Genomic DNA, 23,780 nt, shown 5'->3' with positions numbered 1-23,780 from the left:
TTGAACCGGAAGTCTGTAAAATGTTAAAGTGGAAATCCAGTGCGGAGCTAGCTTAAGCCGAATATTGCTTGGGTTAATGGCTCGCTTGCGAAATGCTTAACGAAGGAGCGAATATCTTTTGAAGACATTAATCATTGCGGAAAAACCAGATATGGGGCGAAACATTGCAGCCGCAATCGATCCAAAAGCAAAAAATCACCGTTCCTACATAGAAGGCGAACACTACATTATCACATGGGCAATCGGTCATTTGATTGGACTGGCAGAGCCCGATGCTTACGATGACCGTTATAAGAAGTGGAATATAAATGATTTGCCTATTATTCCAACGCAGTTCAAGCTTGTACCAAATAAAAAAACAATCGATCAGCTCAAGGTCATAGGAGATCTTGCAAAGCGAAGCAATCTGCTCGTAAACTCCTGTGACGCCGGGCGCGAGGGGCAATATATTTTTTCATTGATTCAGCGTCATTTAAAGCTTAACCAGCCGGTAAAACGGTTATGGATATCAGATTTAACGCCAGAGACCATCCGCAAGGGCTTTGAGGAGCTGAAGGAAGGGGCCGAATACGAGAATTTAACGCGGGCTGCTACGGCAAGAAGCGAAGCGGATTGGCTGATTGGGATGAATGGTTCCCGGGCATTTACGACCAAGCACAATGTGCTGCTCTCTGTGGGCCGTGTGCAGACGCCAGTTTTAGCGCTTATCTATGACCGACAGAAGCAGATTGAGGCGTTCTCGTCCTTGAAGTTTTTTGAGCTGGAGGGACATTTCTCCCAAATGGAGATGACCTACAAAGGCATGTGGCAGGGAGAGCGGGCGACCGATCAAGAGAAGGTAGAAGCGATCGCTGCCAAGGTCAAGGGGAAGCAGGGAAGGATTGCTTCCTACGAGGTGAAAGAGACGAAGGAGTATCCCTTCAAGCTTTATGATCTTACGCTATTGCAACGGGAAGCTAACGGTAAGTATGCTTTTTCTGCGAAAAAGACACTAGACACCGCGCAGGCGCTTTATGAGAAGCATAAAGTTATTTCGTATCCGAGAACGAATTCAAACTATGTTACGGAGCAAAACATACCAGAGATGCACAAGACGCTGAATGCCCTTCAAGGCACGGTTTACGATGATCTTGTAAAAGGAGCAAATCGGAGCCTTGTGCATAAGGGGAACAAATTTATTTGCAACCCGACAAAGGTAGAAGACCATCATGCAATTTTGCCGACAAACCGTAAGGCGAACGGACTAAGTCCCGACGAGCAGAAGCTGTATGATTTAATTGTACGGCGATTTCTGTCGCAGTTTTATCCGCCGGCTGAATATAAAGTGCACACGGTGCTTACCGAGGTGGAAAACGAAAATTTCAAGACAACGGTTAAGGAGCTTTTGAGCTTAGGCTGGAAGGTTATTTATGCCGATCAGAAGAAAGAAAAAGCGAAGTCGACAGCTAAAAGCAAGGAAAAAGACGATGCAGAAGAGGAAGAAATTGAAGTAAATGAGCCTTTCTCGATCAATGCAGAAGAGAGTATTGTATGCTCAGATGCTATTGTGAAAGAGAAGGATACGCAGCCTCCAAAGCATTACACGGAAGGAACACTGCTGAAAGCGATGGAAAGCGCAGGCAAGCAGATTGAGGACGAGGATGTACGCGATGCGATGAAGGATTCGGGATTAGGCACTCCTGCTACGCGCGCTGCAACGATTGAAAGGCTGAAAAACGTTGGCTATGTCGAAATGCAGGGCAAGAAGATTCAAGTCACGCAAAAAGGCAGGACAGCCATCGAGCTTATTCGCGGGGCAGGCATCGACTTGCTTACCTCGCCGGAAATGACGGGGCTTTGGGAGAGACGTTTAAACGAAATATCGAGAGGCACTGCTTCTGACGGACAATTTATGGAAAACGTGAAGAAATTCGCGACCATGATCGTAGACAAGGTACGGATTCAGTCCCGCGCGGCAAAAACATCGTTTGAAAGCGATCCGGCTGCTGCAAGCAAAGGATCGTCTGGCAAGCCTGCTGCAGCAGCACGGACTCGTTCCGCGAAGCCGAAGGCTTCAGGATCAACAAAGAAAAGCGCGGCAGCGGCTGCAACAGCAACAGCAACAGGCAGCATGGCTACGATTGCTGCTTGTCCGCGACCTGGCTGCGGCGGATCGATTTTCATGGGTCGGAAGGGCTATGGCTGCTCGCATTACAAAGAAGGCTGTAAATTCGTTATCTGGAAGGAAAGCTACGGACGGAGCTTAACGGATTCACAGGTCAAGGCTTTAGTAGAGAAGGGAAAGACTACGAAGCTCAAGCTTGAATTAGCAGATGGGACGCCAAGTGAGGGCAGAATCGTAATTAGAAATATAGATACTGGCGAGTTGGCGGTTGAGCAGTAGAGAGCAGTGAAAATGTATAACAAAGACCCGAATTCGTCTCATGCACCATGAGACGAATTCGGGTCTTTTCGTTAAAATGCTTAAATTATCGGTTAACGTAACCATGTATCGCGTCGGGTACATCCTTAAGATGATCGAGAGTTAAAAAAGCGCCCTTAGGTTCCACGTCAATTTGAATAACGTTATATTCCCATTCGGATACCGCTCTCATATGAATGGCATGGATACCTGCTGTTAACGCAGGCACAACATCCGTTCGAATGGAGTTGCCGACCATCCAGGTGCTGTTTCGGTCAAAGACTCCAGTAGAGAGAATCGTCTCCAACGCGTCACTATTCTTAAGACGTCGGATGTAGATGCGCGACTCAAAATAACGCTCTAAATTCAATTTCTCAATCTTCCTGCGCTGAATCGGCAGCTCGCCACCGGTATACAAATGAAGCTCATGACCGGCTTCTGCAAGAGAGAAAAGAGTTTGTTCCATATTGGGATAAGGCTCGGTATCATGCTCATAAACGCTAAGACCAAGCTTCCATAAAAAATTTTCTTCATTTGTTGAACGCTTTCGGCCCGTCAAATGAGAGAAGTGAATGTAAGTATCCACAAACGATTGGGGGAAATGCTCGCTCTTAAAGCCGAAAACAGCAACACCCGCAATGTCGATCTCCATTTGCTTGTCTCGAATGGCTTGGACAGACACTTGAGAAGAGCTGCCGAACCAAGTTGACATCGCGTCAATAAACTGATCGATGACCAAGTAAAAGTATTTGTTGCAGTGTATTAGGGTATCGTCGAGGTCAAACATAATTTGTTGTTTCATATATGCGATCTCCTTTGCGGAACTTGAAACTGTATGATCAATCTACCGCAATTGGAGGGGGTGAGTCAATGTAAGCGGATAGGTTCAACAACTTTTACATAGTTATCCAGAAAAAATGGCATCATAAACAGCGGAGGTGATTGATTTGGTAATTAATAAGATTAATAAAAACGATAGTCGTCAAAACCATGCTGGCTTACGTGGACAGTCAGGAAAGCTAAAAACAGACAAGTTCGCGAAACGCCCGTCGAGTCTAAACGGAATTAATAAGCAGCTTCCATAGAAATCGTTGAAGATACGGAAAGGAGAGCGTGAATGGTTCCAGCTCTCCTCCTACGTATATTTAAGCATATTTAAGCTGTGAAGCCCGTAATTGATTTTTAATAAAAGCAATTCGCCTGCGAACGTAAAAGTCCTTGCATGCGCCCTTCAAATCCTTGGGAGTGATCACCTCCTCTGCAACATTATCAATGATAATAAGCCGTCCATCGGCATAAAACTTAAAGGTTAAGTCACGTCCAGGACGTTCATTCTCTACATAACGGAAATTTTCGCAGATGTTATTCATGGTGATCAGGCCTCCTTCAAAATGTTGAATTCGATGATCAATAGAACGTTTGTTCTTGTTTTTTATTATACCAAACATTTGTTCGTATGGAAACTGTTTTTTGTTTAACGTAAACTAGATTCATAGAAGCAGTTGCTACAAACAGAAGGAGCGCGGAAAATGATCAGAATAAAGAACCTATCCAGACGTATTCCCGGCGGGCCGAAGGTACTCGATGATATTAGCTTTGAGGCATATCCCGGAGATTTTATTGCGATAAAAGGAGATAGCGGAAGCGGAAAGTCTACCCTTCTTCGTTGTCTCGCGCTGCAAGAGAAATGGAGTGAGGGTTCCTATCAATTTGATGGCAAGGATATTTTTAAGCAGGGTATATCCGGCAAGCTAAAAGTGAAGCAAGAGGTTGCTTACGTGGAGGAAAAGCCTTTTCTATTTCCGAATAAGACGGGTCTCAAAAATGTGATCATCGGCTCTGTCTCGCAAACGCCTGCATGGCGCAGATGGACCGGTATGGTTCGGAACGATGATTACATGGGCGCCATGGATATGATAGAGAAGCGCGGGCTGCTCGAGAAAGCTCATCAGAAGGCAAGTACGTTAAGCGGCGGAGAACGGCAGCGTATGGCAATAGCTAGAGCGCTTGTTCATGGTGCGAAGGTAATAGCGGCAGACGAGCCGGTGTCCGGTCTCGATCCTCATACGGCCGATCAAGTTCTGAGTGATTTGAAAGCGCTGTGCAAAGAGCAGGGCGTAATCGTCATTGCGGTCATGCACCAAGGCGATTGGGCGGAACGTTTCGCGGATCGCATACTCGGCTTAAAAAAAGGCAAGCTTGTACTTGATGTCAGCGGCAGAAGACTCACAGAACGCGAGAAGGCACTGCTGTGAGTGATATCGAACTCCGCATCATCGCAGAAGACGAGCTTGAAGCAGCTATCGCGCTTGAGCAGCGCTGTTATTCCCCTGAAGCGGCAGCAACCTGGGCTGGCTTTCAATATCGATATGCTAATTATCGCCCTTTTTTCTTGTCAGCATGGATTGGCCGGCAATTAGTGGGTATCACAAACGGCATTCGAACGTCTCAATCTGCTTGCGGAGATGAGATGAAAGGGAATCAAACGAGTATTCTAAATGGAATGAATTTTTGTGTCCTAACGGTGGCGGTAGACGAAGAGCATCGCAGGAAGGGGATCGGAGCGTTACTGCTGCGCAAGCTTATTGCACAATGTGAGGCTTCCGACATCGAAAATGTTATTTTAATGTGCGAGGAGCATCTAATCCCGTTCTATGAAGCAGAGCAGTTTGAGCTTCGAGGCATTTCAGCCTCGAAGCATGGCGGAATAACTTGGTATGAGATGAGCCGTTCGCTGCATACAATTGAGCATCTTACCGAATAGGAAGGTGTCTTCAACATGCCATTTCAATCGCCAGTCGTCGTACAAACTGCCAAGACTCATTTTCCAAAGGCAGATTTGTCATTGCCGTACATAAGCGGAGGGAAAAGCGAAGCCGCGGATAACAAAATAAACCACACGATTCACAAAATCGTACAGCAATTGGTTCACAATCAAGGCTCCTTAGACGATCCGAGGGCACAAATGATTGGTTATTTTGAACAAAAGAATAATCAAAAGGACTACCTTAGTTTATCATTGTTCAATTATGCTTTTACGGGCGGGGCTCATGGCTTGACTCTGCAGGAATCACTGACCTTTAAACAGTCGACAGGCCAAACATATACGCTCGCACAACTCTTTAAACCGGGTGCGGACTATGTGGGTCGAATAAGCGCAATTGTAAGCGCACAAATCAAGGCAAGAAATATTGATACGCTAGAGCCTTTCAAAGAGATCCGGCCAGACCAAGACTATTATGTGGCCGATCGTTCGCTCGTTGTTTACTTTCAGCTTTATGAGCTGGCAGCGTATGTCTTTGGTTTTGTGTATTTTCCGATTTCTGTCTACGAGCTTCAAGATATCATTAATGAGGACGGTCCTCTGGGAGCGATGCTTGTTAACGATTGATGCTTTATAAGCATATTTTGCTAAGCTGCATAACAGACGCAAGGCTTTCAAGGAGACCATGAATTGACGAATTTTTTCATCCTTTTCGCAGCAGTATTGATTGTTGTTTTATCGTTTGTCTTCAACCATCCGCGTAAATTAGAAAAGGAGCAGGGCAGCTTGAAGAATATTCCCGCCATTCAGCCTTCCGTTGCAATTTCATCACAGTCGATCCATTCAATACCAGCCCGCGCAGGCATGGAATCCAGTGGTTTTCATGGAAATGAGCAAAAAACACCGTCTTTCAAAAAACATAATCTATTAATCGTGGATGACCAGTATGCGATTCGGATGATGTTGTCGGAATTATTTATTGCGCAGGGAATGGTTGTTTTTGAAGCAGCTAATGGCGACGCCGCATTAGAAATATGCAGGAACCAAGTGCTCGATTGTATTTTGCTGGATTTGAAACTGCCAGATATGGATGGCATTGAAATTTTAAGGGAGATAAGATCGCTCACGGTAGACGTTCCGGTCGTTCTGCTTACCGCGTATGCTGCACCTGAAAAGATGGAAGATGCTTTAACTTTAGGAATTAGTCACTGCTTTACGAAGCCTTTTGATATCATTGAACTGCGAGTGGAAATTATGCGTATTATCAATAACCATCACTCCCAAGCTGATGAATAGAATTTTGGTTTAATACCGATGCCTTCCATTGTATTCGATGGAAGGTTTTTTCTTATATGCAATTAGCGTGCTGCAGATTATTTTGATTTCCGTTTTGATTATCGAACTTCGATATCGTTTTTTATTTTGCAAGCATGCAGAGAAGGAGCCTTCGATAACCAACGGCGGTTAACCGAATGGAAACAAGTTTTCGTAGCAGTGATATCCGGAAATGAACGCGGGAAATAAAGAGAATAAATTGTAGGAAATATTCGGACAATTGCAAAAACATTTCCCGGGGAAACGCAATAAGCTACATAAAAGAGAGCTTTTCGACAGCGTGAAGCGGTTGGCGTGGAGAAGTTGTCGAAAGTGTTTTCGGATATTATTTAATGAAATTAATAATTAATGTGGTTATATCTCTTTGCCAACATCTCCCTGTGAAGATTATAATAGTTTGATAAGAAAATCGCTTAGGAGGAAAGAGGAGAATGACGCAACTCACGGGGAGAGCCAGACTCATTTCGCTCAACGTTGGCGAGCCGGCAGCCATCGCACACGGCTCTAAGGAAATATTATCCGGCATTTTCAAAAAACCTTCATCCGTATCGCATCAACTAACCTTAACAGGGCTTCAAGGCGATGGCCAAGGAGACACGGTTAATCATGGCGGTCCGGATAAGGCCGTGTGTGTTTATTTCGAGCAAAGGTATCCTTACTGGCGGGAACAGCTTGGTCGTTCATTTGAATATGGCGCGTTTGGAGAAAATTTCACTTTGTCCGATTGGACAGAGGATGATTTATGTATTGGCGACATCATTCAATGCGGTGAGGTCATCCTTCAGGTCAGTCAACCAAGGCAGCCTTGCTTTAAGCTCGGGTTAAGACATAACCTTCCGGACTTGCCGGTTCATGTCCAGAAGAAAGGTTATACGGGTTTTTATTTCCGTGTCATCAAAGAAGGCAGCATCTCGGCAGGATCAGAGTTTGCGGTTACGCATATGCATCCTGCACGCAAAACCATATCAGAAGCCAACCGCATCATGTATAAAGACAAAGAAGATCTTGACGGCATCCGAGCATTGCTGGAGGTTAAGGAGTTGGCGTCGAGCTGGCAGGAACAGCTTGGCGGTCGACTGACAAGATTGCTCAAGGATAATCAAGGGGGATAAACGGTTTGACTGTCAGCATAGATTTTTCATCCTATTTAAATGAATATGAATTTTCTGGTCCTTGTCTCATCGAGAATCTGGAAAGCGGGATGAATAATACGACCCGGATTATTTCCTCGGGCGATAAACGATTTGTCCTGCGTATTTACAATAACCACAAGGATACCGAGATTGTAAGGCTTGAGCAGGAGATTCTATCCGCTCTTCTTCAGGAGGAGCTTCCCTTTCAAGTTCCGATTCCAGTTCAAAATAAACGGGGAGATACGATAACCATTGCGAGTGACGGCACGCTGTCTTCATTATTTCATTATATAGATGGTGAGCGTCCTACTTCGTCCAAACCTGCTCACGTTTACGCATTAGGCGCTATAGCAGCGAAACTAACTCGGGCATTAGCTTTGATCCGGCCCGATCGCAAGGCGCAATATAGTCCTTATTACATGCTAGAGGAGACGTACGCGTCAATGAATGGTAATACATTCTTGGCAATGGCAGACCGTTCCGAGGCGCTTACCGCTAGGAAGCCCGGTTTCTTGGCACTTCAAGAGGAGCGTCAAAGATTAATAGAAGGATGCGCAGAGCTCGAGCAGTGGCCGAAGCAATGGATACATGGGGATCTTGTTTTCAATAATACGGTGTCACAGGATGATCTGATCATTGGCGTGCTTGATTTTGAATTCGCGACAATGGATGTAAGAGCTATGGAGCTTGCGGTTATTGCTGTAGATTTAATAAAGCCTAATAACGACGCATTGCATGAAAAAGTGGGGCATTTGCTTAAAGGCTTTCAGGATACGAATCCGCTAACGGAACAGGAACTAAAGAAATTGCCCTTATTAATGAAATTAAGATTGCTCGATGTTGCCTTGCATTTCGCTGTGCGCTTAAGGGATCAGCTTGATCATCAGGATGTTCTTTGCGAAATTATCGATCAATCAGCATTTGGCTGCAAATGGATTAACGAACATTGGGAGGATGAGAGGGTATGAGTTTAGCCAAAGCGTTAGGATACGATGAAGGAGAAAAGCTGCTTCTTATAAACGCCGACGATTTTGGATTATGTCATTCTGTTAATACCGGCATCGAGCAGCTCTTGCTTGAGCAAACGGTCAGCTCGGCAACATTAATGATGCCTTGCGGCTGGGCACGGGAAGCTGCGCTTTGGAGTGCACGTCATCCGCAAATTGACGTAGGCGTTCACTTTACGCTTACGAGCGAATGGGATCTTTACCGCTGGGGTCCGGTTAATCGTAAAGGAAAAACCGATTCTCTGGTCACGAGTGAAAACTATTTCCCTAAGGACAGCAAATCCGTTGAACAGCAAGCCGATCCGGACCAAGTGAAAGAAGAGCTAATTGCTCAAATCGAAATGGCAATAGCGCTGGGGATGAAGCCATCCCATGCCGATAATCATATGGGAAGCTTATATGGATTAGCGACTGGTCGCCATTTCTTGCCCATTGTTCTAGATGTATGCGCTTCCTACGGCTTGCCATTTCGTCTACCGCGATATTTGCTCCAGGAAAATGGACAAATCGCGCCTCCAGAGCTTGCGGAGCAAGCGAAGCAGCTGGCACAGCTGGCAGATTCGAAGGGAGTCGTCATCTTGGATTATTTGGTTGGACTGCCTTTTCAGCTGCAGGACGGAGAAGACTTCCAATCTTTAAAAGCAAACATGCAGCAGCTGTTAAAAAGTCTTCATCCGGGCGTGACAGAGCTCATCATCCATCCTTCTCTCGTAACGGATGAGCTGAATGCCTTTCACGGGCAGCCGCTTAAACGTGGGATGGAGCTGGAGCTGTTTCGTGATCTGGAAATGAAGAAGACCCTACAGGAAGAAGGCATACGGATGATCCGTTGGCGCGAGCTTCAGAAGCTGCAGCGCGATCGAACTGGATTTATAACCTAACAGAGGAGCTGACTTATGTCTTTTCAAGTAATCAAGCAGTTAGCAGAGCAAGTGAAAACGAATATTGGCCGCGTCATCGTCGGTAAAGAGGAAGTCGTCGATTTATTGCTTATCGGACTTATTACATCCGGTCATGTGCTGTTAGAAGATGTACCTGGCACAGGCAAGACATTGCTTGCAAAATCACTTTCTAAGTCGCTTGATTTAACTTTTAGACGCATTCAATTTACGCCGGATTTACTGCCTTCCGATTTGAGCGGCATTCATTTCTATAATCAAAAGTTAAGCGAGTTTGAATTCCGCGCGGGTCCGTTATTCACAAATTTATTGCTTGCCGATGAGATCAATCGCGCGACTCCGCGCACGCAGTCCAGCCTACTTGAATGTATGGAAGAGCGCCAGATCAGCATAGATGGGGAAACGAAGCAGCTTGCGCGTCCCTTTATGGTCATTGCCACTCAAAATCCCGTGGAGCACCAAGGCACCTTTCCACTGCCTGAAGCACAGCTTGATAGGTTCCTATTTAAAATTAAAATGGGATATCCCACTACAGAAGAGGGTTTGCAGCTCTTAAAGCGTTTTAAAGCCCATGATCCTTTATCCGAGCTTGAGCCTATTGCGGGAATCGACGTTATCCAGCAGGCACAACAAGCTTATACAGCCGTAAAGGTAACGGACGATGTTCTCCAATATTTATTGCAAATCGTTGAACAGACGCGTAAGCGTGAAGAGGTTTCAGTGGGTGTAAGCCCTCGGGGAAGTCAAGCGCTACTGCGTGCTTCTCAGGTTCATGCGATCCTTCGTGGTCGTGATTTTGTTACGCCAGATGATATTAAAGCGATGGCGAAGCCTGTGTTGGCGCATCGTTTAGCCATTCGCGGCATGCAGCGTACAGCTAACCAGGCGGATGCTATTATCGATGATATCATTCGTTTAACGGCCGTGCCTGCTGAAGCCGGCGTTTCGGTCCATTAGGCGGCTGAGCGATGATTTTATTCTGGTTTATCGTTGCCGCTGTTGCCATCTTGTCCGTGCAGAGCCGAGTGTTTCAGCGGTTCGTGCTGCGGCGCATCAAATATGAACGCCGCTTCACTTCTAAGACATGCTACAGCGGCGATCAAGTTGAGTTATTGGAGGAAATGGCCAATGCAAAGTGGCTGCCTGTCCCATGGCTAAGAGTAGAGTCCCAGCTGTCCACGCATTTGCACTTCCAGCAGCTGGACAATTTTTCAGTGAGCAGCGGGCAGCTTTATCAGAATCACAAAAGTTTCTTCAGCCTTGCACCTTATACGAAAATTACGCGAACTCATCGCATCACATGTGCAAAGCGCGGTTGGTATAAGCTTCAAACGGTAACTCTGACAGGCGGTGATTTGCTAGGTTTATCCAAAGCCTCTGAGCAAATTGCTCTGCATGGCGAGCTTCTCGTTTATCCTAAGCCTGCAGAGGTGCCTATCCATGAGCTGCCTTACCATAGCTGGCAAGGAGATCAGTCGGTAAAACGCTGGATTATCAACGATCCCTTTGTCATTGCAGGCGTTCGTGATTATCAAGCAGGTGACACCTTTAAGCAAATCAATTGGAAGGCAACAGCGAAGACGGGAAATCTTCAAGTCCATCAATTTGATTTTACGGCAGACCGCAGGCTGATGATTTATTTAAATGTGGATGATGCGGAAGGCATGTGGCGAAGCGTAACGGATCTCGCGCTGATTGAACGGGGGATCGAGTGGGCGGCAGGAGCAGCAGAGGCTGTAATCCAGCAGGGCATGGAGGTTGGTTTTGCTGCGAATATGCCCACAGCCGGCATGAAAGAAAGCGTTCATATTGAGCCGCGCGGGGGTCATGAACATTTGATCGGCTTATTCGAAGAGATGGCAAAGCTCGAAATCGAAAGAACGGAGCTTTTCCATCATTTGCTGGAACGAGAAGCGCAAAGCGGGTACAGCGAAAGAGATATTCTCATGATTACATCCTATTGGAACGATGAGTTAGAGCAGCAGGCTAATCAGCTTCGATATAACGGCAATGCCGTAGCGGTATGGACACTGACCGATAAAGCTTTAGCTAATCATGGCAAGGATGGACAAGCTTCGACAAACGCAAGCAGGGAAGAGGTGATTGCGTGAATAATCCGACGAAGCCATCCGTTTCGTTAAAAGATTTTGGACAAGCGATCATTGAATTGTTTTTTTATTTGCCAATCTTATTGATTGCTGCAGTTTATCTGCTGCCCTCGTCAGCCATTTGGTTATGGATTGCCACCTTGCCTTTCTGTTACTGGGGAGGCTCATTCGTCATTGCGAAATGGACGAGCATGCGATTAGGCGTAAAACTGCTTCTGGCCGCCGCGCTTGGAATATTACACAGTGTGCTATTGATTGGTGCCGGGGTTGGCATAGAGGCAATATGGATTATTGCAATTTGTGCATTTATTGCTGCACTTTCAGCTGCAAGAGGCATGTCCGCAAAGTCGCGGGGATGGTCTGTTACTTTTCCTAATACCCAAATGCTAATCGGAGTTATGCTTTATGTAGCGATGCAGCCTTTAAAGCTGATGGTGTTTAAAAAGTTAATTGATTATAACGGAGTCTTAATCGTTTGCGGCATTATTGCGGTTATTTTATTTTTCTTCTTTGCCAATGAACGGCATTTGAACAGCGAGACCGTTGACACGGGGAAAACATCCGCTACGCATACTTTTAAACGTCAAAATCGCATAATGATGGCTGTCATTGTTATTGTCATCAGCGTGATCGCATTGTTTCGTCAAATTCAGCAAATGATCGAGCGATTTTTTCATTCTATCGTGGAACGATTGATGAGCTGGCTCAGCCGACCAGAAGAAGTACAACCACCTGCAGAGGAGCTGCCAGATGCGGCTGAACCCCAGCTGCCTGCCGGAGAAGCGAAAGCTCCTTCGGAGTGGATGCTGCTGTTGGAGCAGATTCTAAAAATCATAGGTATCGTGCTTTTGATCGTTATCGTATGCGTTCTTCTTTATTTTCTTGCTAAAAAGCTGCTTCAATGGGGGAAGCTGATCGCAGCAAAGCTTCAGGAGCGAGGAGCAGATCATCGAAACGACGGAGCAGGATTTACGGATGAAGTCGAAAGCTTAATGTCATTAACTAGTTGGCGTGAACAGATGGGAAATCAGCTTAAGAAGCTGTTTCCTAAGAAGCGCTCGTCAGCGCAAGAATGGAGCGACTTGCGGACGAGCGCTGAAAAAATAAGATATTTGTACACTCGTTTACTGCGGAACGGCTCCGAGCAGGGATATGTTATTAAAGATTATTTGACACCGCGTGAAACGGTGGATGATATGGCGAAGTGGAAAGACGGGTCGCTAAAGCAAGGCAGTTTGCAAAGCTTTATTGACGAATACGAGAAGGTTCGTTACGGCGACAAGCTGCCCGATGAGCAACAGGTGGATACCTTTAAGCAGCAATTCGATAAGAAAGGGAATCAAGCCCGGTAAAGGCTGATTCCCTTTCTTTTTTGATGACCAATCTATGAAATACGCTTATTTTAGACTTTGAATATGTTCAGCTATTTTACACCCGTGGTAGCGGCCGGATTCAATGAAAATTTCATTTGCTTCATGCCTGGATGCTACAACTCCCGCTAGATAAATGCCTGGGACATTGGTCTCCATCGTAGCCTCGTTGAAGGTTGGAAAGCCTTCTACCTCAATCGTAACCCCGCTTGCATTAAGGAAGTGGCGATCGGGGTGGAAGCCGGTCAATGCCAGTACAAAATCATTTTCAATTTGAAGAGGACCTTCAGGCCCTTGGACAGTAATCGCATGGTTTTCTATTCCGATAACCTTGGATTGGAAAAGCATCCGAATCGATCCTTTGGACACTTTGCTTTGGAACCCGGGTTTGACCCAAGGCTTGATGCTCTTGGAATAATCATCGCCTCGGTAAACAACCGTAACATCAGCACCAACCCGCTCAAGCTCGAGTGCGGCATCAATTGCCGAATTGCTGCCGCCAATAATTGCGACTTTCATGCCAACATAGGGATGGGATTCGCGAAAAAAATGGCTGACCTTATCCAACTGCTCACCTGGAATGCCAAGCTCGTTTGGATGGTCAAAATATCCGGTTGCTATGATGACATATCGGCTCCTATAGCTGCTTTTCTCACCGAAGCGGTTCTCTCCTTGCAAAATAAAAGAATCCCCGTCAGCTATAATGCTAGTTATCGACTCATAGGCTTTTACGCGAATTTGATGACGCTGTGCTGCTGTCCGGTAATAATTCAAAGCCTCTAGCCGGGAAGGCTTTTCATTGGCGGTTGTAAAAGGAATTTCGCCAATCTCTAACAGCTCCGGGGAGCTGAAAAAATGCATATAAGTTGGATATTGGGAGATGGAATGAACAATATTTCGTTTTTCTATAACAAGGGGCCGAAGTCCAATACGTTCGAGCTCGATGGCTGCCGCCAAGCCGCAAGGACCTGCTCCAATAATAATGGCTTCTTCATTTTGCATGGGTAGTACCCTCCTAAAAAGATAGCGAAGCTATCATGGTTTCTATTAGATCGCTTAACGTACATTTTACTTCGAGGCGCACATATTGCGCAAATTTGGATGATTGACTCTCGTGTATAGGCCTTGGAATATTGTATAATAATGTAGAAACGTTCATAATAAGAAAGCTAATAGATAGGAAGCTAGCTTTATTTCATAAATGAATTGGAGGAGATCACATGCGGCGGCGTTTTGTAATAGAGGCAGTTTTGGTGGCAACGTATGGACATCTTCTTGTACCAAGTCGTCCGATTGATTATGTCGTTCCTTATTCTTCCATAGCAGAGCTGTATGATATGAGAGACGGTGTCGAACCCGTTATGGATGATCCTGACGATGATGGGCATGTAAAAAACAAAATAAATGAGCTGATAACTTTTTTCGAGGACTCGCTCAATCGCAAGAAAATTGAAAAGGCCATGCAGGTGCCTTGGAGAGAAAGCTCGCCATTGCTGCTAAACGAAACGATACAATTTACGGTGGTGCACGCTGTCGATAACGCGCATTACGGCGAATTGTTTGATCCTATTGAAACCGAGCTGCTGCTTACGAGCTTGAAGCTGAGTGTACCTTTACTCTCTGACCAGTTTGAGTTTCAGGATAAACTAATCGAAGCAGAGGTTCCGGTACAAATCTATGACATCGAAGACTTTGAATTTGCCGTGGAGGAAGGCATTTCCTCAAGTGATTTTGAGCAGCCCCATGAGTCGGATAGATTTTAAAAATTTTTTTTCAAAGACCTCTTGCGCAAAGCCGAAAGAGGATGTTAAGATTTGGATGGGTTAGGAAGATATTATCAAATGGAAATGAAAAGGGGGGCTCTAGGATGTTTAACAATTGGTTTGGAATGAAGGTTGCTAACGCGCAGACTAGCTTATTATTCCATATTTCCAATCTAACATGCCGACCGGCCTGCCTTCGTCCAGTGGTGTCAACGCAGCTCTTGTAGCCTACGTTGCTAGCTGTCATACGGAGATCTCAAGCCAAATTTGGCTTGAGATCTTTTTTTTGTTTCCAAAATGGAAAGGGGTTGTCCGATGAAAACGCTCTTACGAATTATGATTTATGTAAGGCCAAATGCAAAATGGGTCATTCTTGCAATTACGATCATGATTATGGCAACGATATTTGATCTGGTAGCACCATGGATTTTAGGCCAAATATTTGATGAAGGAATTAGCAAACGGAATATGTCTGTGGTCATTGGGTTAACTCTTGCGTTAGCAGGCATACAGGCGCTGAAAAGCATTGGGATGTTCGTGCAAGGCTATTCGCAAGAGCTTGTCGGCCAGAATGTGGTGTTTAAGCTTCGTAAGGAGCTATACGAGCATTTACAGCGTTTGTCGTTCTCCTATTTCGATCGGGCGCAGACAGGTCAATTAATGTCAAGAATGACCGGAGACATTGAAGCGGTAAAAAACTTCGTGGGGTTCGGAGCCATGAATTTGTTTACCGGCATGCTCACGTTTCTTGGAACGACCATTTTTATGATGACGATGCAGTGGAAAGTTACGGTTATCAGTTTGATTACCATTCCTTTTATCTTGTTTGTGTTATTTCGCTTTAATCATCGGGTTGGACCGGCATGGTCCAATATTCGCGAGCAAATGGGACGATTAACCACAACGCTGCAAGAAAACATTTCCGGCATTCGCGTCGTTAAATCATTTGCGACCGAGTCGGTCGAACAAAGAAAATTTGCACAGCGCAACGAACAAAACTTTGATACGAATATGGATCGCGCAAAGCTGGAGGCCAAAGCATTCCCTCTAATGGGCTTATACGGGGGTCTTACTTTTGTCATGATGATATGGATCGGCGCGATCTTTGTCGTGCGCGGTGAAATGTCGCTCGGTACGTTTATGGCTTTTCAATGGTATACATGGGGAATTATATGGCCGCTAAACATGCTCGGCTGGCAAATTAATATTTTTCAACAGGCAATTAAAGCAGCTCCCCGTGTATTTGAAGTTCTTGATACGCCGATTGATATTGACAATCCCACAGACGGAGTCGATACCGCAAATATGAGCGGAAACGTTGTGTTTGACCGTGTTACATTCCATTTTGCCGATCAGGATGTTTCAAAGGAAAAACCGATATTGGACCAGGTTTCTTTCCGGGTAAAACAAGGTGAGGTAATCGGTGTGCTCGGCGCTACAGGCTCGGGTAAAAGCAGTCTGATCGGGTTGCTTTCACGGTTCTATGATGTAACGGATGGAAGTGTTCAAATCGACGGGATTGATGTGAGGGAGTATGAACTGGGCGGTTTGCGCAGAAGCATCGGTATTGTTCCTCAAGAGACCTTCCTTTTCTCGGCATCCATACGCGACAATATCGCATACGGTTTTCCGGAAGCAACACAAGAGCAGGTCGAAGATGCAGCCCGAAAATCACAAATCCATTCCTTTATTGAAACGATGCCTGACGGATACGATACGCGAATCGGCGAGCGCGGCGTAGGCTTATCTGGCGGACAAAGGCAGCGCGTTGCTTTGGCACGGGCGATCTTAATGGATCCTCCGATCCTCGTTCTTGATGAAGCAACCGCAAGCGTGGATACGGCGACAGAATCGGCAATTCACGAGGCCTTGCTTGAAGTCATGAAAGGGCGGACAACGTTCATTATTGCACAGAGGCTTTCGTCCATACAGCATGCCGACCGAATTATCGTGCTTGAGAATGGCCGCTTGACTGAAGAGGGCACCCATAAGGAATTAAATGAAGGCAGCGGATTCTTCCGTCAATTGTTCGATAGACAGAAGCAAATCGCTCATCAATAGAGAAGAGGTGAGAGAATAGCATGAGTCAAGTGGAGTGGGATCTGGACGAGGATCTGGAGGAGAAGCCGTTTAACGGGAAATATATGCGGAGGATGATGCAATATCTTATTCCGTATCGAAAATTGATGACATGGGTCGTCATAGTCGTCCTCCTCAATATGTTGTTGAGCTTATCTGAGCCCATCATTCTGGCCTATATCATCGACAAAGGGATCGTACAGAAGGATTTTACCGTTATACATGTGCTGGGCGCGGTACTTCTGGGCATTAAGCTCCTCAGCTGGCTGTTCAGCTGGATGCATACGAGGTGGATCAATTTTACGGGCCAGCGTATATTGTTTGATCTGCGGCAGCAATTATTTAATCATTTGCAAACCTTATCCTTTCGTTTTTTTGATGGACGTCCGGCAGGTAAAATCATGTCCAGAATTACAAACGATACGAATGCGATTGGCGAGCTGATCAACGGCGGTTTGATTACGATGGTCATGGAAGTAACGCATTTACTGGGCATCGTTATTATCTTGGTTTGGATGGATTGGCAGCTTGCCCTTTTATCGTTTGTTATGATGCCGCTGCTTTATCTCATTGTTTCGAAGCTGCGTCCGAAAATTGAAGGATCGTGGTCGCGTTCGCGCTCAACCATGTCGGCAATTAACGGCAATTTGAACGAAACGATTCAGGGTATTCGCGTGATTCAAGCTTTCTCGCGGCAAAGGACGAATAACGAAAGATTTAATGGCATTAACTTTCGGAATAAACAGGCGTTCATGCGAGCAATTACGTTAGAATCGACGGTTTACCCGTTGGTTGAAATGATCGGCATGCTGGGTACGTGTATTGTCGTTTGGTATGGGGCAGCACGGGTCATGGATGGTGCGATCACACTTGGGTTTATCATGGCGTTTATTAATTATCTTTGGCGTTTCTGGGGTCCGCTCAGCGCGCTCTCTAAGGTGTACAGCCAGCTGCTTTCAGCAATGGCATCTGCCGAACGCATTTTTGAAGTGCTGGATACAGATCCGGAAGTAAAGAACAGCAGCCATGCGCGCGAGCTGCCACAGGTTCGTGGCGAAGTATCCTTCGAAAACGTATCGTTCCGCTATGAGGAGAATAAACCTGAGGTGTTAAAAAAGGTTTCTTTCCATGTCATGCCGGGCCAGCGCGTAGCGCTTGTTGGTCCAACGGGAGCCGGAAAAAGCACAATCGTCAATTTATTGATGCGATTTTATGATGCAAGCGAGGGCACTGTGTGCATTGACGGCATGGACGTAAAGCAAGCAACGCTAGAATCGCTGCGAAAGCAAATGGGAATCGTGCTGCAGGATTCATTTATTTTTGCGGGCACGGTGGAAGAGAACATGCGTTACGGTAACGAGACTGCGAGTGATGAGGAGCTGCGCAAAGCAGGGGAGAGCGTCAGGCTGGACCGTGTCGTCTCTAAGCTGGCTGATGGCTATCAAACGGAGCTGGAAGAGCGCGGGTCAAAGCTATCCGTAGGACAGCGGCAGCTGCTCGCATTCGGGCGCGTGCTGCTTTCCGACCCAAGAATACTTATCTTAGACGAGGCTACATCAAGCGTTGATACGGAAACAGAGCAGCATATCCAAGAGGCCTTGCAGACGCTGCTCGCTGGCAGAACTGCCTTTATAATCGCTCATCGTTTATCAACCATCAAAGACGCAGACCTCATTCTAGTCATCGAAAATGGAACCATTGCTGAGCAGGGATCGCATACCGAGTTAATGAAAAAAGGAGGTATTTATGCGAATCTCGTACTAACGCAGCTCTCTATGCAGGAGTCGGTTATTTTGCAAACCAACTCATAAATGTCTTTTAGAAAAAGAGGAGGAGTCAAGCAAGCGCTGATGAAGCGCTAGCTTTGCTCCTCCTCTTTTTTGGTGCGATCAATCGCTTGTGCCATCGTTTTGTCCGTCAAATGAGCGTAGATTTGCGTTGTTTCCGGTGAAGCATGCCCAAGCTGCTCTTGCGTTTTATAAATATCATTTCGTAAATAGTAATCAGTCGCGAAGCTATGCCTAAGTTTGTGAACGGATAAATAAGGCTTGCCGAACCGTTTTGCGTATTTGATGACCATCTCTTGGATCGCACGTTTAGTCATGCGGGAGCCTTCGTTTTTTCCATTGGCAATAGCAAGAAACAAGGCTTTCTCGCGTTTTGGAGCTTTGTACCGCACATCCCGCAAAGTCAGATAGGCTTGCAAATCCTCAACGGCCTCTTGGCGGAAGTATACAGGCGTTTTAAAGGTATCATCGTTTTTACCTTTGCGATAAACGTAGCATAGCTTTTTCTTTAATTCGATATCGTCGACATTCAAATTCACGAGCTCCGATACGCGCAAACCCGAATGCAAAATAAAGCTTATGATGCAAGCGTCGCGTATCATGTTCAATTCATAAGCGTAGAGGGCTTGCTTGTTCGAGGCTACATCGGTTCCATAATGCTGCTTGATATAAGACATAAACTCCGTTATTTCTTCCTCCTGCAGCAGCTTGCCTTCCAGCTTAGCCGCCGTATCCTTTGGTTTATGGGTGCGCTTGATGGTCACCTTGGCCATCACATTGCGCTTCAGCAGCGGATAAAACTCCTCATCCTCGGCGATTTGGCTGAGGTAGTGAAACAAAGAGCGAAGGGAGGAAAGTTTGCGGGAGATGGTGGTCTTGCTGTTGCGTTCCACTTTATAAGTGGATAAATACATCCGGAATCCATCGATGCTGTCCATATGCAGCTTCTCCAGCTCTAGCAGTGACACATCTCTTAGGTTCGTGGCCTCAGATAGCCCCTCCGCCATGAGCCAGTTCAGAAACGTTTCGTAATCTCTCATATATTCCACTAAAGAAGAGGGGGATAAATCCGGAAGCTTATAGTTGATAAATTTTTCGATGTACCAGGGCATGGCGGGTAATTTCTTATCCAATTCTTCGCGATCCTTTTGTTTTAAAATATTGATGTCAGCTCAGCCCCTTTATTTTATACGATTAATCATTAATGGTATTAAATGAACATAAATAATATTATGTAAACAAATTACCGTGAATAATAATAGATTCCATTATATTGTAACAATTCATACAGGAAGTCTACAATGTTATAAGTCATGTAATTTAAAAAAAGCAGCTCACCCTCTGATGAGGAATGAGCTGCTMTTATTAGTTTTCTGGGCCAATATGTTTTTTATTCAACTGATGCAGCTTTTCAAGCGTGATTTATAATAGCGATTCCACACCGTCAATAAAGATTTCTGTACCTGAGATATGGCTTGATTCTTGCGAAGCAAGAAATAAAACCAAATCAGCAACCTGCTCAGACGAACCGGGGCCATGCTCTAACGGCTGACTGCCTTCAGGATATTTAACCGGAATTTTGATTTTGTCCAGCTGAGGAGTTTCTTTCGTACTTTCTCCGATATTGGTTTGAATGGATCCTGGACAGATCACATTAACTCGAATTTTATATCGTGCGAGCTCAAGCGCCGCCATTTTAGCAAAAGCGATCTGCCCTGCTTTGGAAGTACTGTAAGCAGACATGCCGAAACCCGAGAATGATCGGCTGCCATTAATCGAGCTCGTAATAATGATGCTTCCGCCGTTTTCTTTCATATGCGGAATCGCATATTTTACGGTCAGAAACGTACCCTTCAAATTTGTCGTCAGCGTGTGATCCCATGCTTCCGGCGTTAAATCTTCGATAGGCGAGACGATGCCGTTGATTCCGGCATTTGCAAACACGATGTCGACTCGCCCCCATTGATCAACGGCAGACTTTATTGCTTCCTGTACCCGTTTGGGGTCGGATACGTCAGTATCGATAAATAATGATTGTCCGCCCATTTGATTAATTTGTTCTTCTACTGATTCACTGCGATTGTTATTTAAATCAATAAGGCATACTTTTGCTCCATTTTGAGCTAATAGCAATGCGGCTGCGCGCCCAATCCCGGAGCCGGCACCTGTGATAACGGCTACTTTATCTTTTACTCGAAGCTTGCTGCCTTGCTCTTGTTTCTTGTCTGCGGTAATGGTCATGATGAATCCCTCCTGTAGTACGCAAATTATCCGGATTAGTGTGCCACGGGGATGTTTGTTTATTCTTCGTATAAATAGCAAAAGCAGCCATCCTTAGATTAGGACCGAGCTGCTTTGCTTAATCGACAAATTAAGTTTAATTATTCAATTACACACGTTATTTAGATTGGATGGCTGTGAAACGTTGATTCGTAAATTGCGGATTTTCGATTTCATCAAGCAAAACTGAAGCATAATCTTCCATGCTGATTTTACTTTCATGCTTTTCGTTAAGAAGGAAATGATCATTGCCTAGCAGTATGTTTCYGGTTTTTTCTCCCGGTTCAAATAACGCTGCCGGRCTGAAGAAGGTCCATTTCAAATCAGATTCTCCGCGAAGCACGTCAAGCTGATCGCTTTGTGCTTTCGCCGTTGCATAGTACATGGCTGGGAACTCTGGCGTTTCTAACAGGCGAGTGCCTTTGTCATCTACAAGCAAGCTGCCCGCGCCGCCAACGTTGTAAAGAATTGTGTCAGGGAATGGTTTAAGAACAGCAATCAGATGTTTAATCACTTCAACATGCTGATGCTCAGCGTCTGGCTTAGCAGAGAAGGAGTTAACGATAACATCGAATTGTCCAAGTTCAGCACCCGTTTGAAAAACATCCGATTCTCGCACTTCAATGCCCTCCGTACCAGCAAGCCTAGAGGCATCTCGAACAATTGCAGTTACTTGATGACCGCGGCTTTTCGCTTCTTGAGCAATACGGCTTCCAGCACGCCCAGCAGCACCGATTATAGCTATTTTCATTGAAAAAAACTCCTTTTTAGTTCCATTTTTTGTATCAAATACAAACGTCTTAGCATGTAACTCTTATAGTTACAATAACTTCAAAAAAAGAGAAACAACAACGTTTGTTTGATGTAACTATTATAGTTACAGGTAGATGTTTTTGTCAACTTTATGTTTCAGATTTTTTCATTGTTGTAAATTAGTAAATGTATGTAATTCCACGATCTCGGTTACATTTCAATAGTAACTGTGCTAAACTCGAACGAACCAGTCGACAGGTTGCCAAACTTATTCCAATTTGCGAAGGTATCGTGCACGCGCAAATGAAAAGGGAGGTTCATTTCCGATAATGAACAAGAAATTCATAACCTATAGCATGGCTCTTATTATCACTTTTATGATGGTGTTGAGCATTCCGTTAGAAGCAGCAAATGCTGCATCGCCAGCAACATTAAAAGTTGGAAGCTCCAATTCTGACGTTCCGGATTTGCAATACCGGTTAAAGACAATGGGTTATTTTAATACGGATGTAACCAGTTATTTTGGTACGACAACGCTGGAGTCGCTTAAACGATTCCAGAAGGACTACGGATTAGTTGAAGATGGTGTTGCAGGTGAACGTACGTGGGAAACGTTAAAGAAAGTATCCGCAAACCAAAAAGAGCTTGATCTGCTTGCAAGAATTATTTATGCGGAAGCACGCGGGGAATCTTACAAAGGGCAGGTTGCGGTCGGAGCCGTAGTTATGAATCGTATGTCTGCTTCAGGATTTCCTGATTCGATCAGAGGTGTCATTGAGCAGCCACGAGCGTTTACGGCAGTCGATGACGGACAATATCAGCTAACTCCGGATCAAACAGCATATCAGGCGGCTCAAGATGCTGTGAGAGGATATGATCCGACAAACGGAGCGCTTTATTATTTTAATCCGGATACGGCAACCTCGGATTGGATTTGGACACGGAAGCAAACGGTGAAAATCGGACGTCATATCTTTGCAGTTTAGTCATATGATTCTTATCGGCAAGCTTATCGCTTGCGGTAAGGATCTTTTTTTTGTATTTATAAATAATCGACAAATACCTGTTTTCAAAGTCGTAACTATTCATGTTACAATAATTAAGATAGCATCAAACTTTTTTTCGAAAATATCGGAGGTGTCTGTGTTGAAAGTAGAAATTTGGTCGGATTATGTATGTCCGTTTTGTTATATAGGTAAAAGAAAGTTCGAGCTCGCACTGGATAAATTCGCGCACAAGGATAAGATCGAGGTAGTGTTCAAAAGCTTCGAGCTTGATTCTGGCGCCGATCCAAACTCAAATATTAGCACGTACAGCATGTTGGCGGCCAAATATGGCATGAGCATCGAGAAAGCGAAGGAAACGACCGTTAATGTTTCGGAACAAGCAGCAGCTGTCGGACTTAACTTCCATTTCGATCTCACGGTTTCAACAAATACATTTGACGCGCATCGCCTAGTTCAATATGCAGCGCAGTTTGGCAAGCAGAAAGAGATGTCGGAGAGATTGTTCAAAGCCTATTTCACAGAAGGTGAAAATGTCGGCAGCCGCGAGAGGTTAGTTGTTTTGGCTTCGCAAGTAGGATTAGATGAAAAAGCGGTGGCGGAGATGCTTCAGACCAGCGAATTCGCGGATATTGTTCGCGAAGAAGAAGCAGAAGGCAGCCAGCTAGGCATTCGCGGCGTCCCTTTTTATGTGATTGACCGTAAGTATGCAGTATCCGGCGCTCAATCACCTGAAGTATTCCTGGATACGCTAAATAAAGCATGGGAAGCAAAACATCCTGCTTTTATCCAAGTGAATGAAGATGACCCGGATGCACTCTGCACGGATGGTTATTGTGCCACTGATTCTCCAAAATCCTAATCAAAGGGATAGGCGAATGCTAAATGGATAACGCAGAGAGCAAAACAAGCTGTCAGATTGAACGAATTGGTGAAGTTCTTGAAATTCAAGCGAGTTTTTCTTTAATTTCGATAAATGGAAAGTCTATTGAAGTACCAAAAAACAAGGTCGCCGAAGGAATAGCTCTCGGCKACCTAGTCGTCTGGACAGGAAAATGCTGGAGTAAGAGAACAGATACTAAAGGTTGAAATAATAA

Annotated in this window: 23 protein-coding genes; 17 read left to right on the top strand and 6 right to left on the bottom strand. The window is 45.2% G+C overall.

Going from position 1 to position 23,780, the window contains the following annotated elements:
* Positions 1-118 precede the first annotated feature (118 nt).
* Positions 119-2,383, top strand: a complete 2,265-nt coding sequence (locus AC1DLI_RS00225) for a type IA DNA topoisomerase (RefSeq protein WP_477598784.1) — start codon at positions 119-121, stop codon at positions 2,381-2,383.
* An 85-nt stretch (positions 2,384-2,468) separates the two neighbouring features.
* Here AC1DLI_RS00225 and AC1DLI_RS00220 read toward each other — a convergent pair whose 3' ends face one another.
* On the bottom strand, positions 2,469-3,203 hold the full coding sequence (locus AC1DLI_RS00220; protein WP_308994892.1) for an HAD family hydrolase: 735 nt from the start codon (positions 3,201-3,203) through the stop codon (positions 2,469-2,471).
* A 343-nt stretch (positions 3,204-3,546) separates the two neighbouring features.
* On the bottom strand, positions 3,547-3,771 hold the full coding sequence (locus AC1DLI_RS00215; protein WP_308994891.1) for a hypothetical protein: 225 nt from the start codon (positions 3,769-3,771) through the stop codon (positions 3,547-3,549).
* A 159-nt stretch (positions 3,772-3,930) separates the two neighbouring features.
* On the opposite strand from AC1DLI_RS00215, the gene AC1DLI_RS00210 reads away from it, so the two are divergent.
* The 10 genes from AC1DLI_RS00210 (at position 3,931) to AC1DLI_RS00165 (ending at position 12,999) form a co-directional block, all read left to right on the top strand.
* The gene (locus AC1DLI_RS00210; protein WP_477598783.1) at positions 3,931-4,656 is read left to right on the top strand and encodes a phosphonate ABC transporter ATP-binding protein; all 726 of its coding nucleotides are present in this window, start codon (positions 3,931-3,933) and stop codon (positions 4,654-4,656) included.
* Positions 4,653-5,165 (top strand): GNAT family N-acetyltransferase, encoded by a 513-nt coding sequence (locus AC1DLI_RS00205; protein WP_477598782.1) that lies wholly within the window; start codon positions 4,653-4,655, stop codon positions 5,163-5,165. The genes AC1DLI_RS00210 and AC1DLI_RS00205 overlap by 4 nt, the downstream gene beginning before the upstream one ends.
* A 15-nt stretch (positions 5,166-5,180) precedes the next feature.
* On the top strand, positions 5,181-5,792 hold the full coding sequence (locus AC1DLI_RS00200) for a DUF3298 and DUF4163 domain-containing protein (RefSeq protein ID WP_477598781.1): 612 nt from the start codon (positions 5,181-5,183) through the stop codon (positions 5,790-5,792).
* A 63-nt stretch (positions 5,793-5,855) separates the two neighbouring features.
* Positions 5,856-6,461: a response regulator gene (locus AC1DLI_RS00195; protein ID WP_477598780.1), complete on the top strand. Its 606-nt coding sequence runs from the start codon at positions 5,856-5,858 to the stop codon at positions 6,459-6,461.
* A 470-nt stretch (positions 6,462-6,931) separates the two neighbouring features.
* On the top strand, positions 6,932-7,612 hold the full coding sequence (locus AC1DLI_RS00190) for an MOSC domain-containing protein (protein ID WP_477598779.1): 681 nt from the start codon (positions 6,932-6,934) through the stop codon (positions 7,610-7,612).
* Positions 7,613-7,617: 5 nt separating this feature from the next.
* The gene (locus AC1DLI_RS00185) at positions 7,618-8,601 is read left to right on the top strand and encodes a phosphotransferase (RefSeq protein WP_477598778.1); all 984 of its coding nucleotides are present in this window, start codon (positions 7,618-7,620) and stop codon (positions 8,599-8,601) included.
* Positions 8,598-9,521, top strand: a complete 924-nt coding sequence (locus AC1DLI_RS00180) for a polysaccharide deacetylase family protein (RefSeq protein WP_477598777.1) — start codon at positions 8,598-8,600, stop codon at positions 9,519-9,521. Before AC1DLI_RS00185 ends, AC1DLI_RS00180 begins: the two co-directional genes overlap by 4 nt.
* Before the next feature lie 15 nt (positions 9,522-9,536).
* On the top strand, positions 9,537-10,496 hold the full coding sequence (locus AC1DLI_RS00175; RefSeq protein ID WP_477598776.1) for an AAA family ATPase: 960 nt from the start codon (positions 9,537-9,539) through the stop codon (positions 10,494-10,496).
* Between the two features lie 11 nt (positions 10,497-10,507).
* On the top strand, positions 10,508-11,650 hold the full coding sequence (locus AC1DLI_RS00170; protein WP_477598775.1) for a DUF58 domain-containing protein: 1,143 nt from the start codon (positions 10,508-10,510) through the stop codon (positions 11,648-11,650).
* Positions 11,647-12,999, top strand: a complete 1,353-nt coding sequence (locus AC1DLI_RS00165) for a DUF4129 domain-containing protein (RefSeq protein ID WP_477598774.1) — start codon at positions 11,647-11,649, stop codon at positions 12,997-12,999. The genes AC1DLI_RS00170 and AC1DLI_RS00165 overlap by 4 nt, the downstream gene beginning before the upstream one ends.
* A 45-nt stretch (positions 13,000-13,044) precedes the next feature.
* On the opposite strand, the gene AC1DLI_RS00160 is transcribed toward AC1DLI_RS00165, so the two are convergent.
* Complete coding sequence (locus tag AC1DLI_RS00160; protein ID WP_477598773.1) at positions 13,045-14,019, bottom strand: YpdA family putative bacillithiol disulfide reductase; 975 nt, start codon at positions 14,017-14,019, stop codon at positions 13,045-13,047.
* Positions 14,020-14,237: 218 nt separating this feature from the next.
* Between AC1DLI_RS00160 and AC1DLI_RS00155 the strand changes: the two genes are divergently transcribed.
* The 3 genes from AC1DLI_RS00155 (at position 14,238) to AC1DLI_RS00145 (ending at position 18,670) form a co-directional block, all read left to right on the top strand.
* Positions 14,238-14,780, top strand: coding sequence for an ADP-heptose synthase (locus AC1DLI_RS00155; protein WP_477598772.1), 543 nt, complete (start codon positions 14,238-14,240; stop codon positions 14,778-14,780).
* Between the two features lie 315 nt (positions 14,781-15,095).
* A complete protein-coding gene (locus AC1DLI_RS00150; RefSeq protein WP_477598771.1) occupies positions 15,096-16,841 on the top strand; it encodes an ABC transporter ATP-binding protein in 1,746 nt (581 codons plus the stop codon).
* A 20-nt stretch (positions 16,842-16,861) separates the two neighbouring features.
* A complete protein-coding gene (locus tag AC1DLI_RS00145; RefSeq protein WP_477598770.1) occupies positions 16,862-18,670 on the top strand; it encodes an ABC transporter ATP-binding protein in 1,809 nt (602 codons plus the stop codon).
* 47 nt (positions 18,671-18,717) lie between these two features.
* Here AC1DLI_RS00145 and xerS read toward each other — a convergent pair whose 3' ends face one another.
* From xerS to AC1DLI_RS00130, 3 genes are all read right to left on the bottom strand, one after another.
* Positions 18,718-19,812 (bottom strand): tyrosine recombinase XerS, encoded by a 1,095-nt coding sequence (gene xerS / locus AC1DLI_RS00140; RefSeq protein WP_477599331.1) that lies wholly within the window; start codon positions 19,810-19,812, stop codon positions 18,718-18,720.
* Positions 19,813-20,068: 256 nt separating this feature from the next.
* Positions 20,069-20,887 carry an SDR family oxidoreductase gene (locus AC1DLI_RS00135; protein WP_477598769.1) on the bottom strand — a complete coding sequence of 273 codons (819 nt, stop codon included), beginning with the start codon at positions 20,885-20,887 and terminating at the stop codon, positions 20,069-20,071.
* Between the two features lie 157 nt (positions 20,888-21,044).
* Positions 21,045-21,677, bottom strand: a complete 633-nt coding sequence (locus AC1DLI_RS00130) for an NAD(P)-dependent oxidoreductase (protein WP_477598768.1) — start codon at positions 21,675-21,677, stop codon at positions 21,045-21,047.
* Between the two features lie 331 nt (positions 21,678-22,008).
* On the opposite strand from AC1DLI_RS00130, the gene sleB reads away from it, so the two are divergent.
* The 3 genes from sleB (at position 22,009) to AC1DLI_RS00115 (ending at position 23,772) form a co-directional block, all read left to right on the top strand.
* On the top strand, positions 22,009-22,665 hold the full coding sequence (gene sleB / locus AC1DLI_RS00125; protein ID WP_477598767.1) for a spore cortex-lytic enzyme: 657 nt from the start codon (positions 22,009-22,011) through the stop codon (positions 22,663-22,665).
* Between the two features lie 160 nt (positions 22,666-22,825).
* Positions 22,826-23,545 (top strand): DsbA family oxidoreductase, encoded by a 720-nt coding sequence (locus tag AC1DLI_RS00120; protein WP_477598766.1) that lies wholly within the window; start codon positions 22,826-22,828, stop codon positions 23,543-23,545.
* A 23-nt stretch (positions 23,546-23,568) separates the two neighbouring features.
* Positions 23,569-23,772 carry a hypothetical protein gene (locus AC1DLI_RS00115; RefSeq protein ID WP_477598765.1) on the top strand — a complete coding sequence of 68 codons (204 nt, stop codon included), beginning with the start codon at positions 23,569-23,571 and terminating at the stop codon, positions 23,770-23,772.
* The last annotated feature ends 8 nt before the right edge of the window (positions 23,773-23,780 follow it).

This window comes from Paenibacillus sp. 01T443 (genome assembly GCF_056398325.1).
The sequence above is the reverse complement of the archived record's forward strand: the minus strand, read 5'-3'. Positions and strand labels throughout refer to the sequence as shown.